Annotated in this window: 13 protein-coding genes; 8 read left to right on the forward strand and 5 right to left on the reverse strand. The window is 39.5% G+C overall.

Annotated features, from left to right (window positions below):
• The first annotated feature begins 88 nt into the window (after positions 1-88).
• Positions 89-754, forward strand: a complete 666-nt coding sequence (locus IMO47_RS05860; RefSeq protein ID WP_196075277.1) for an RluA family pseudouridine synthase — start codon at positions 89-91, stop codon at positions 752-754.
• 137 nt (positions 755-891) lie between these two features.
• Here the strand turns inward: IMO47_RS05860 and IMO47_RS05865 are convergent, their stop codons facing one another.
• Together IMO47_RS05865 and IMO47_RS05870 are read right to left on the reverse strand one after the other, a co-directional pair.
• The gene (locus IMO47_RS05865; RefSeq protein ID WP_004830329.1) at positions 892-2,202 is read right to left on the reverse strand and encodes an MFS transporter; all 1,311 of its coding nucleotides are present in this window, start codon (positions 2,200-2,202) and stop codon (positions 892-894) included.
• A 137-nt stretch (positions 2,203-2,339) separates the two neighbouring features.
• The gene (locus tag IMO47_RS05870; RefSeq protein ID WP_196075278.1) at positions 2,340-2,984 is read right to left on the reverse strand and encodes a hemolysin III family protein; all 645 of its coding nucleotides are present in this window, start codon (positions 2,982-2,984) and stop codon (positions 2,340-2,342) included.
• A 101-nt stretch (positions 2,985-3,085) separates the two neighbouring features.
• Between IMO47_RS05870 and IMO47_RS05875 the strand changes: the two genes are divergently transcribed.
• Positions 3,086-4,333 (forward strand): SAM-dependent methyltransferase, encoded by a 1,248-nt coding sequence (locus IMO47_RS05875; RefSeq protein ID WP_196075279.1) that lies wholly within the window; start codon positions 3,086-3,088, stop codon positions 4,331-4,333.
• Positions 4,334-4,517: 184 nt separating this feature from the next.
• Here the strand turns inward: IMO47_RS05875 and IMO47_RS05880 are convergent, their stop codons facing one another.
• On the reverse strand, positions 4,518-5,204 hold the full coding sequence (locus tag IMO47_RS05880) for a hypothetical protein (RefSeq protein ID WP_196075280.1): 687 nt from the start codon (positions 5,202-5,204) through the stop codon (positions 4,518-4,520).
• A 112-nt stretch (positions 5,205-5,316) separates the two neighbouring features.
• Here IMO47_RS05880 and IMO47_RS05885 point away from each other — a divergent pair, with 112 nt between their 5' ends.
• The 5 genes from IMO47_RS05885 (at position 5,317) to IMO47_RS05905 (ending at position 8,477) form a co-directional block, all read left to right on the forward strand.
• A complete protein-coding gene (locus IMO47_RS05885) occupies positions 5,317-5,757 on the forward strand; it encodes a GNAT family N-acetyltransferase (RefSeq protein WP_196075281.1) in 441 nt (146 codons plus the stop codon).
• 16 nt (positions 5,758-5,773) lie between these two features.
• Positions 5,774-6,682 carry a pyridoxal-phosphate dependent enzyme gene (locus tag IMO47_RS05890; RefSeq protein WP_196075282.1) on the forward strand — a complete coding sequence of 303 codons (909 nt, stop codon included), beginning with the start codon at positions 5,774-5,776 and terminating at the stop codon, positions 6,680-6,682.
• 71 nt (positions 6,683-6,753) lie between these two features.
• The gene (locus IMO47_RS05895; protein ID WP_196075283.1) at positions 6,754-7,356 is read left to right on the forward strand and encodes an HAD family hydrolase; all 603 of its coding nucleotides are present in this window, start codon (positions 6,754-6,756) and stop codon (positions 7,354-7,356) included.
• Positions 7,357-7,409: 53 nt separating this feature from the next.
• Complete coding sequence (locus IMO47_RS05900) at positions 7,410-8,093, forward strand: hypothetical protein (RefSeq protein WP_196075284.1); 684 nt, start codon at positions 7,410-7,412, stop codon at positions 8,091-8,093.
• Positions 8,094-8,477, forward strand: a complete 384-nt coding sequence (locus IMO47_RS05905) for a hypothetical protein (protein ID WP_196075285.1) — start codon at positions 8,094-8,096, stop codon at positions 8,475-8,477.
• Positions 8,478-8,489: 12 nt separating this feature from the next.
• Here the strand turns inward: IMO47_RS05905 and IMO47_RS05910 are convergent, their stop codons facing one another.
• Positions 8,490-9,353, reverse strand: a complete 864-nt coding sequence (locus IMO47_RS05910; RefSeq protein WP_196075286.1) for a patatin family protein — start codon at positions 9,351-9,353, stop codon at positions 8,490-8,492.
• Positions 9,346-9,627, reverse strand: a complete 282-nt coding sequence (locus tag IMO47_RS05915) for a hypothetical protein (protein WP_196075287.1) — start codon at positions 9,625-9,627, stop codon at positions 9,346-9,348. The genes IMO47_RS05910 and IMO47_RS05915 overlap by 8 nt, the downstream gene beginning before the upstream one ends.
• A 419-nt stretch (positions 9,628-10,046) precedes the next feature.
• Between IMO47_RS05915 and IMO47_RS05920 the strand changes: the two genes are divergently transcribed.
• Positions 10,047-10,909, forward strand: an 863-nt coding sequence (locus tag IMO47_RS05920; RefSeq protein WP_196083700.1) for a phage late control D family protein, incomplete at its 3' end; no start/stop codon positions are given.

The raw sequence follows: 10,909 nt of genomic DNA on the forward strand, positions 1-10,909 counted from the left end.
TATTTTGGAAATAATCAGTTTGCTGTTCCCTTGACAGCTTTTCAGTCTATTGTTATTTTTCCGCAATTCTTATCAACAAACATTCTACATGCCCATTGATGATGGCTTTGTTTATCAGCCACCTTTAGACCCGCTCGATATTATTTTTGAAGACGATGACTTTGTTGCGATTAACAAACCCGCTGGTTTGTTATCTGTTCCCGGACGTTTAGTTGAGCATCATGACAGTGCTTATTCTCGAGTATTGGCATTATACCCGAATGCCAAAATCACGCATCGTCTGGATATGGCAACTTCAGGGATTCTGCTTTTTGCCAAGCACCGTGATGCTGAAGTGGCAGCCAGTAAAATGTTTCAGGCCAGAACCGTTAAAAAGAATTATATCGCTTTGGTTCAGGGACAGATCAACAGCAATGGTCAGGTCGATGTACCCTTAATTACAGACTGGGAAAATCGTCCGCGTCAGATTGTGCATTTTGAATTGGGAAAGCCTGCACAAACTTTGTTTGAATCAGTAAGCTATGATGCTGAAAAAGATATCAGCCGTGTATTGCTCACGCCAATCACAGGTCGTTCACATCAGTTACGTGTACATATGCAATATATCGGACATCCGATTATCCGAGATAAGTTATATCATCCTGAACCCTTCAATACCGATTTAAATCGTATGGCGTTACATGCAAGTTATTTGTCATTCATGCAACCGTTTAACAATCAGCTTGTGGAAATCGTCTCTAAACCAGATTTTTAGCCACATTACATTAACGTGAGTTCGATGCAACCATATCTTCAACTCATTGAAAAAATAAGTTTCGACTCGGATATAAAGCTTAAAACAGCAATGAAAAAGCCTGCAAAATTGCAGGCTTCATTGATCTTATCGCACGATTAAACTTGGTTGTTTACATCGTCATTTTTAGTTTCACGAATCGCCAAGAATGCCAAAAGCGAAAGAATGGATGCAGCTGTTAAGTAGTAACCCACAGCTTGTAAACCGTACTTGGTAGCAAGCTCTGTGGCGATTAAAGGAGCAAATGATGCACCTAGAATACCCGCCAAGTTAAAGGTTAATGCAGACCCTGTATAACGAACAGAAATTGGAAAAATTTCAGATAAAACCGTCCCAATCGGTCCATATGTCATGCCCATCAATGCCAAACCTACACATAAGAACAGGAACACAATCACTGTACTACCTGACTCAAGCATACTTGCAAACACTAAACCAAACAGTGCTGAGGCAACACATACCCCGATTGAGGTTGCTCTACGTCCAAATTTCTCAGCAAATACAGCCGACAGTGGAATAAAGGCAGCAAAACAAAGGGTCGCAACAAGTTGCATCTCTAAGAATTGTGCACGAGAGTACCCCAGTTGTTTGGTTCCCCAGTTGAGTGCAAATACAGTGGTCAGATAGAACACAACGAAAGTACAAACCGCTGCAATTGTGCCGAGGAATAACATTTTATAATGTTTGGTCACAACCTCTTTAAATGGGACATTCACTTCTTTTTGCTTGTTCAGTACTTTTTGGAAAGCAGGCGTTTCATGCAACTTTAAGCGAATATATAAACCGACGATCACCAATGCCGCACTTGCGAGGAATGGAATACGCCAGCCCCATTGCATAAAGTCTGCTTCAGACATCAATGCACCAAGACCAAGAAAAGAACCTGTTGCAAGAATAAAGCCAATCGGTGCGCCCAGCTGTGGGAACATTCCATACCAAGCACGTTTACCTTCAGGTGCATTTTCAGTAGCCAGCAATACTGCACCTGACCATTCACCCCCAAGACCTAAACCTTGACCTAAACGACATAGTGCAAGTAAGAGGGGAGCTGCAATACCAATCTGTGCATAAGTCGGGAGTAGACCGATACATACGGTTGAAATACCCATGGTCAACAATGCTGCGACCAGGGTAGCTTTACGACCAATACGATCACCTAAGTGACCAAATACAGCAGCACCAATCGGTCGTGCAATAAATGCAATGGCAAATGTCGCGAGTGATTGAATGGTTGCCGTCATTGGATCTGTACTTGCTGGAAAGAACAAGTGTGGAAAAATCAGGACTGCCGCAGTGGCATAGATATAAAAATCGAAGAACTCGATTGTTGTACCGACAAGACTTGCGAAAAGAACGCGAGTTTTTGAATTTGTTTGAATTTCAGGAGTAGCAATAGTTGATGACGCCATGGTGAACCTTACACTTTTAAAAGTAAAACGAGTCTTTAAAGCGTAATCTTTTTAAAAAAGGCGTAATTTCTTAAAAAAACAACGAGATCAACTCAAATCCACTCGATCAGGGTCACTGAATTTTGAGTGTCTATGAATTAAATGACGTAAAGATAGATTGCAAGGAAATGTGATCCTGCACCGATCAGAACAAATATATGCCAAATAGCATGAGTGTATCTTACGCTTTTCAAGGCATAAAACAATGCGCCTATTGTATATGCTAAACCGCCGATGACCAATAATTTTAATGCTTCTGGTTGCAAAAACTGTTGCATATCATCCATAACGAGCACTGCGAGCCACCCCATGATGAGATATGCAGCCAAAGAAATTTTTTCAAAGCGATGAATGAATATTAACTTGAATAGTGTTCCAATAGCTGCAATGACCCAAAGTGCAATCAGCAAGTAATGTGCTTTAGCTGTTGGAATTGCAATTGCCAAAAATGGTGTATAGGTTCCTGCGATTAAATAATAGATCGCCGTATGATCCAGTTTTTTATACCAGTGCCGCTTTTTTTCATCGACAGCAAAGTGGTAAATGGCTGAACTTGAGAAGAGTAAAATCATACTCAATCCATAAACCACCAATCCGAAAAATTGCCATCCTTGCAGATCATGTCCCTTAATCAGCATAAATACAGTTGCTATGGCAGCCAAAACGGCACCAAATGCATGACTCAAAGCATTGATGCGTTCTTCATGTGCTGCATATGTATGAATCATTTGATCAGTCGACATTGGATTTTATGACCTTAAAAATACACTTGTATAGTAATGCAGTTTTACCTTTAAAGTAAGACGTTTTAAAATAGGTAACTTAATTAATACGAGTTTTGATCATGTCTGATGTCGCGAGTTTATCTGTCCAAGAAAAACAGTTTTTTGATAGCGTACAGCAAGCTATTGATAATCAAAATTTAGATCGATTAATTTTAAGTCAGTATAAAGGTGAATTGACTGATCTGGAGAAAATGACCTTTCGAGTCATCCAATTACAACAAGTGCCTGTGCTGAGTTGTTTATATCGTTATAAAACCAATGATATTACTAAAAATTATCCTTTATCCGATGCTTTAAACACCATTCAGCAATTGGCGGAACAATGTAAGCAAGCCAATTTATTTACCAATGAAGCAGAAATACAGCTGAAAAAGAATAAGAAGAAAGCCTTGCTGACCGTAACTAAAAACAAGGCAGGCAAATCTCCTAAAGCCGAGCAGCAAGCACATGACCGCAGTAAACAGCGATTTGTCGATCAACAGAGTTATTTCTTACAACCGCTTGGAATTACCGATGCCAACGCACAGGTGATTCCCAATATGGCACGTAAATGGAAACAAATTAATAAATTTGTTGAAATTTTTTCAGGAGCATTAACGCAGATACAGCAGCAAGAACAACAGGATCAGGTGCAATCTCAAATGCCGGCATTAAAGGTCGTTGATTTTGGTTCGGGGAAAGGTTATCTGACCTTTGCTTTGTATGATTATTTGTCAAAACAGGGGCAAATTCCCTTTGTAACGGGCGTAGAGCTGAATGATAAGATGGTGAAGTTTTGTCAAGATGTGGCAGAAGTCTCTCATTTCGAACAATTGGATTTTTTTCAGGGTGATGTCAGAACTTATCATCCATCACACCTTGATGTGATGATTGCATTACATGCCTGTGATGTAGCAACGGATTTTGCCATTCATACGGGGATTCGCTTAAATGCACAAATCATCATGTGCGCGCCGTGTTGCCATAAAGAATTACGCCCGCAATTGAAAAGCCCACAAGTTTTACAACCGATGTTGCAGTTTGGTATTCATGCTGGACAACAGGCAGAGATGTTAACAGATACGATTCGTGCCTTATTACTCAAGGCATATGGCTATGAAACCAAAGTTTTTGAGTTTGTCGCTTTGGAACATACCAGTAAGAATAAAATGATTTTGGCGATCAAGCGCAAAGATTTTGTTGAACCTGACCAAGGCGTATTGGCTCAGATTCAAGCCTTGAAAACCATGTATGGTATTCAAAAGCAATCCCTGGAGTTGTTGTTAAACGGGCAATGGGATCAACAAGATATTGGAGCAAAGTGCTAATAAGCTGATGCTCGAGAGGCGCTTCACGTTTGTAAGAATCGCAAGAAACAGGTTTGCCATAGGGCTAAGCGCAGTTTTGTACGCTTAGCCCAGAGTGATCTGAAATGTGGCTAAAGTAAAATACCGATATCAGGTTAAATAAAAACAACCTCAATTGATATACAGTTTATTTTATCAATCAACGTTATTCTTGATTAGCTGTACCGAGTTCTTCTTCACTTGATCCCATTATTTTTTGAGTAATCGTATCAGGAAAATAGGCTGGGTTATCCATTTCCGGGACCAATTGTTCGCCCACTTTATGAATCAAGATATGGGTTGTTAACGTCTCGCGAGGTGCTTTATTGATCAGGTCCGTTAAGAAGTCGGACGCTTTAACAACAGATTTTGCTTCACTGTCTTTACTGTCTTGTGCCGGCATTTGAATTTTCTCAAAATCTATGACAGGAACTTTACAGCTTAATGGTACTTGAAAATTTTCTTTATTTTCAATGATTTTTCCGTTCTGTTGACAACTTTTATATACAGCGCCTTGAGCTTTTAATTGGCGTTCAAAAGCAGGTTCAACCATTTTAAAATCGTTGCCGTTAAATTGTTCTTTAAGCATCTGTTTCATTTGTTCAGAAGCCGTTAATTGTTTTTCACCATTTTCATCAAGGTTTTTCTTTGCTTCAACTTCTGAAACACCTGCGATCGCCGCAGCCATTTTTAAATTGAGTTGATCTTGGTGATCATCTTGAGAAAATAATCCGATCATACTTTGCGAGATCACTTTGACACGATCAACATCGGAGGTTTTGGCGTAAATATTTTGAGCAGAAAGTAAAATTGCGCTATAAATAAGTACTTTAAATTTTTGATTTAACAACATAATTATTCTACAGGTTTGGTTAAGTAAGTGATAATGAATACATTATTATGCGTACATTAACATAAATTGAAACAATCAAGGACCAATTTATTGAACATTAGGATTTAACAGAATGAGTCGATTTGAAATTCAATCAGGACCGTGGAGCCAACTTCAACACGATGCACAGTTGATTCGTAGAAAGGTTTTTATTGAAGAACAAAATATCAGTGAAGTGGATGAATGGGACGACCAAGATGCTGTCTCACTGCATTTTGTGATGTATGAACAAAATCAACCGATTGCCACTGCGCGGTTATTACAAAATGACAGTATCGGGCGTGTAGCGGTATTAAAAAGCTACCGCGGTGAAGGCATCGGGAGGTTGCTCATGCAACATATTATCGATGTTGCCAAGCAGGAACATAGAACAGTACTTAAACTATCTGCACAAACCTATGCGATAAAATTCTATGAAAATTTGGGTTTTCAATTACAAGGTGAAGCATATCTGGATTGTGGAATCCCACATATCGATATGTGTCAGAGTTTAAAAAATAGCGAAATAAAATAAGGGAATATCGTCATCAATGCTCAGTATAAAAACCCCGTTAATACAGTCACTCGTTTTAAGTCAACTCAACCAATGCCAGGTATGGCTGAAAATGGAGGCTTTGCAAGCTTCTGCTTCATTTAAACAGCGAAGCATTGGTTATGCTTGTCAAAAATATTTTGAGCAAGGCGCTCAGCGATTTGTCAGTTCTTCAGGTGGAAATGCGGGTTTAGCGGTTGCTTATACTGGACGACAACTCGGTGTTCCTGTCACAGTGGTTGTTCCTGAAACCACAGCACAGCGCGCTCAAGAATTGATTGCTCAACAAGGTGCTGAAGTTATTGTACAAGGTGCTTCATGGGTTGAGGCGAATGCTTTAGCACAGTCGTTATTAACGCCAGATGATGTTTTTATTCACCCTTTTGATGATCCACTGCTGTGGGACGGGATTATCCCCATGATTGATGAGGTGATTGCAGCGGGTGTTGTACCGGATGCAGTCGTGTTATCTGTCGGTGGTGGAAGTCTACTTTCTGGTGTGGTTGCAGGTCTAAATAAACATGGGTTAGGACATATTCCAATTTATGCGGTTGAAACACACGGAACAGCGTCTTTAAATGCGTCTATCATTGCTGGACAACATGTGGAGTTGGATCGTGTAAGCGGAATAGCCACGACATTGGCTGCGAAAAAAGTTTGTCAAAATGCTTTTGATCTGAGCCAGCAATTCGATATACACAGTCAAGTTGTTTCAGACCAAGCGGCTATAAATGCCTGTCTAAAGTTTGCTGATGACCATCGTCTTTTGGTGGAGCCTGCATGTGGTGCAACACTATCGGTACTTTATGATCAGAAAATTCAGTTTAAATTGACTGATCAGGTGTTGGTTATTGTTTGTGGAGGAGCGGGTATTTCATTAAAGACTTTACAAGGATTGAATGGATAAATTCGTTGGATCAGGAATGAATGTTAAAGATATTTTGAATGCTATGCTTTGGCTATGGAGCAGATGATAAAATGATTCAAGCTGTATTATTTGATCTAGATCAGACACTTTTGGACCGAACCTCGTCCCTTGAAAAATTTTTAGAATGGCAAATCAATACTTTAACCCTTGTTCCGTTATCACAACAGCAAAATTTTATTCAACGTTTTATTACTCTCGATGCGAATGGTACAGTATGGAAAGACAAGGTCTATGCACAACTCATTCAAGAATTTCAGATTTCCAAAATTACAGTACAAGCATTGCTCACGAGTTATATTGAAGATTTCAACAAGTTTTGTGTGGCTTTTCAAAGTGTTGATTCAGTACTTGATCGATTGGTTAAGGCTGATTTTTCCCTTGGGCTCATTTCCAATGGCCGAAGTCCATTTCAAGAGCGTAATTTTCAGGCATTGGGTGTAGACAAGCTTTTCTCTAGCATTATCGTTTCAGAAGCCGTCGGGCTAAGAAAGCCTGATCCAAAAATTTTCCAGTTGGCGTGTCGTCAACTTGAACTGATGCCTGAGCAATGTATTTTCGTGGGGGATAATGAAGTTGTTGATATTGTGGGGGCAAAATCTGTCGGCATGCAAGCCATTTTATTTGATCCAGAACAAAAAGTGATATCGACATAAGCAGATCATCGTGTAAAGTCTTTTAAAGACATACTCAGTATTTTAAAAATAAAATGAACAGATTATATAAGCATGGCAGGATACGGTTTCAGGTTTTATTTCTATTTGGAGGAGTATCGCTATTCACTGTATATGTACATGCCGACACACAGCAACCATCAGCATTAGCCTATGAAGTGCAGGCGGAAACAAAACCAAAAACTTATGACCCAGCGACACAGGCACGGATTCGGGTCTATCGAAAGGGTGCGACAAAGACTTTAATTCAACATTCATTTGATTGTGCAGGAAGAAAAACTGGGATACGGGATTACTTAAGTGGAAATGGTGCATTATCTGCGCTAAAAGCGTATGCGAGAATCACCTTTAATATTGAAGAAGGGATGCCACGTAGTGCAATGCAGAAAGAAGCTGAAAGCAATGCGATGCGAACTTACCAACTGATCTCCTATAAAGAGTTTATTTTAAATGCCGATCAACCTGTGAATTTATATGGTTTTGTATTTGGAGCAACTGATTCATCTCGGACAAAAGCACAAGTGCTTGATCAATGTGTGGATGCTGTTGCTTCTTTTAGACCTCAGGCTGGGCATGATTATGAAATTTTAGGTCAATATCAAAATAACCAATGTCGATTTCAGGTATTTGATTTAAAAACAAACCATGAAGTCACAGTGTCAGACAAACTTTATGCTTGCCCTGAAAAATCTTGGAAGTTTTGGAAAAAGGGCAACTAGATGAAGCAATTGAATGCAGTTTTTTTGTGGATGATGAGCTTAATCATCCCCAATTTTACATGGGCATCTTATGTCAATCATTGCCTATTGAGTGCTAAAGTCTTAGATATGAGATCTACAAGCTCATCGATAGCAAACAATGGGCGCCAAAATAAATTTGAGAAAAGTGAATTCTTGGTTGATATCAAAGTACTCAATGCAGTAAAGCATGGAAGAGCCGATAGTGGATGCCACACATTTATCAATCAAACCATGAAAATAAAAATCCAACATTCACCTACACTGAGTCTAAGAAAAGGTCAGGTCATTAAGATTGAAAGTATAACTGAAGATGCATTTCCACATGAAGGATACGACACAATATACTTTCTGAAAGAGGACTAGACTAAAAGCGCTTTATATGGTTTGAGTTAGTGTCTTCCAATCTTCAATGGCTTTGTGACCGCAATCCAAGCCAACTTGATAGGTATATTGCAATTTGCGTTTATCCTTGCATAAACGCCCCGCTAACATTTTATTTTCAGGGGGACAGACTTCCAAAATACCCTGTTGATTATTTTGACGCATAAAATCGACCGTTGCATTATAACGTTGGCAGCGTTGCTTAAGACTATCTGAAAATCCAGCATGTTGATTCATTAAATATTTGGCAAAAAATTGGTCTGCTTTGCTGCTGGCTTTGAAATAGCTTTGGGTTCGAGTACGGATCACCAATAGGTTTTGAACCTGCTGCTGCTGAGCTGCCCATTGCACTGGAAGAGCATCTGCGACACCACCATCAAAATAAGGTTCACCAAAAATCTCAACAGCTTTCCTTGTAAGATAGGGAATAGAGCTTGAGGCGCGTAATCCGTCAATAATATTATCTTTCCCTGCCCGTAAATACTCGGCATGACCAGATCGAGCATGAGTCAAAACCATGTAAAAATCAGGGTTTTGTGCAAATAAAGTGTTTTGGTCTAAAGGATTTTCCTTTTCAACAATCTCCCACATCCACTGCATATCCAGTAAATCTCCACCTTTTAAAAAACGCCCGTAACGGATAAATTCAGGACGCAGTGAATGGTCGAGATACAGTTCAATATTGCGACCCTGTTGCTTGGCAATATAATTGGCGAGATTGGTTGAACCTGATGAAACACCCACAAATAGATCAAATGGATTGAAGTTTTGTTGCAGAAAAGCATCGAGTACACCGCAGGTGAAAGCACCACGCATACCGCCCCCTTCAACAACAAGGGCATTACGTAAATTATTCATGATTGATTACTGAGTGAGAACGTTGTGTGTGGCGATCATTATGAGACATATTTTTCATTTGCGGATTGGACATTTGCATGTCATGGTTTGATTGCTCAGATTCTGTATGCGTAGTTGAATGTGTGGTTGACTTATTTTGTTGGCTTGGCATGTAGTCTGGTTCGTTGCTTACAGCCATATAGAAAAACAGCAGAAACAGACAACTAAAAATCGTAGCGAAAATAACAGCCTTGGATTTCCATAAGGGTTTTTTGGGAGGTTTTATATTGTTCATAGGGAAATACCTAAGAAAATGAACTATGCATCTATCTTATCGTAAAAATCCAGTCAAACGTGTACGTTGATTTAGAAAGGCATAAAATAAATATGGTTTTATACTTAATCTAAGAAAAACGGCTTCTAGCTAAGTCGGATGGAGTGAAAGACAGCGAATATTGAAATAGAGCAAAGAGGATAAACTCATAGAATCTTTTAGCTTATTTAAGGATATTTATCAGAGAGTAATTTAAATTAAACTTAAAATATCAAAATAATAATAAGATTTAACCCTTCATTTTTTATTTAACTTTTCAACAAATAATAAAAAAATGTATTTGAATTTAAGGACTTTAGTGTATGAAATTGTTTCTTGGAATAGAAAAAAAATGATTTTGATTTATAATAACTTCAACTAAAAATGAATAAATTATTAAAATGAATAGCTTAGTCAATAGTATTTATAAAGTATTGGATCAATTAGGATTAACCGCTCAAAAAAGAGCTTTGCACATTCAGTTTAGTAATCCTGATTTGACCGCCCAAGTGTTCCTGCAACGCATTGACGGACAACATGCCATCAATCAAGGCGTGTCTGTGGAATTGATCTGTCTTGCGACCTCCGCAAATATTCCTCTCAAACAGTTTATCGGTAGCCAAGCTGCAATCGACCAAGTCACCGACCGAGGACAACTGTTCCGTACCACAGGCATCATTACCGAAGCCTCACAGGGACAGAGCGATGGCGCACTGACGATCTATAAACTCAAACTTGAAGATGCAACGTCACTGTGGCACAAACGCCGTAATAGCAGAGTGTTTATGAATAAATCAGTGATTCAAGTCATTGAAACAATTCATAAAGAATGGCAGCAAAGAAGTCCGTTGTTTGCTGCGAGCCTGAGTTTAGACAAAACTGGGCTAAGCAAAGACTACGATGTTCGTCCATTGATTATACAGATGAACGAAAGCGACCACGATCTGCTCACGCGTTTGATGAGAAGCGAAAATTTAAGCTGGCTGATTGATGAAGCAGAACCCCATGTTGCCAGCACCTCAGCACCGATCCAAGCGCAAAAACTACGTTTAATCGATGACAACAGCCACTACAGCGCGCTAGAACGCAGAAGCATCCGCTTTCATCGTAGCTCTGCGGTAGAGCAGCAAGATACCATTACCGCATTTACAGGCGTACGTACACTCCAACCGACATCGGTACATATCCACCGTTGGCAAGCCGACATTCTTGAAACCGAAGAAGGCGCGGGCAATGTACAAAGCAAACATCAGCACAGTGACCA

It is taken from the genome of Acinetobacter sp. Res13-Abat-PEC15-P4-01, assembly GCF_015676285.1.
Taxonomy (GTDB): domain Bacteria; phylum Pseudomonadota; class Gammaproteobacteria; order Pseudomonadales; family Moraxellaceae; genus Acinetobacter; species Acinetobacter nematophilus.

Bases quoted from the DNA above. Each gene is read 5' to 3' on its own strand.
- IMO47_RS05860 (WP_196075277.1), top strand. From the start codon at position 89: ATGCCCATTGATGATGGCTTTGTTTATCAGCCACCTTTAGACCCGCTC.
- IMO47_RS05865 (WP_004830329.1), bottom strand. From the start codon at position 2,202: ATGGCGTCATCAACTATTGCTACTCCTGAAATTCAAACAAATTCAAAA.
- IMO47_RS05870 (WP_196075278.1), bottom strand. From the start codon at position 2,984: ATGTCGACTGATCAAATGATTCATACATATGCAGCACATGAAGAACGC.
- IMO47_RS05875 (WP_196075279.1), top strand. From the start codon at position 3,086: ATGTCTGATGTCGCGAGTTTATCTGTCCAAGAAAAACAGTTTTTTGAT.
- IMO47_RS05880 (WP_196075280.1), bottom strand. From the start codon at position 5,204: ATGTTGTTAAATCAAAAATTTAAAGTACTTATTTATAGCGCAATTTTA.
- IMO47_RS05885 (WP_196075281.1), top strand. From the start codon at position 5,317: ATGAGTCGATTTGAAATTCAATCAGGACCGTGGAGCCAACTTCAACAC.
- IMO47_RS05890 (WP_196075282.1), top strand. From the start codon at position 5,774: ATGCTCAGTATAAAAACCCCGTTAATACAGTCACTCGTTTTAAGTCAA.
- IMO47_RS05895 (WP_196075283.1), top strand. From the start codon at position 6,754: ATGATTCAAGCTGTATTATTTGATCTAGATCAGACACTTTTGGACCGA.
- IMO47_RS05900 (WP_196075284.1), top strand. From the start codon at position 7,410: ATGAACAGATTATATAAGCATGGCAGGATACGGTTTCAGGTTTTATTT.
- IMO47_RS05905 (WP_196075285.1), top strand. From the start codon at position 8,094: ATGAAGCAATTGAATGCAGTTTTTTTGTGGATGATGAGCTTAATCATC.
- IMO47_RS05910 (WP_196075286.1), bottom strand. From the start codon at position 9,353: ATGAATAATTTACGTAATGCCCTTGTTGTTGAAGGGGGCGGTATGCGT.
- IMO47_RS05915 (WP_196075287.1), bottom strand. From the start codon at position 9,627: ATGAACAATATAAAACCTCCCAAAAAACCCTTATGGAAATCCAAGGCT.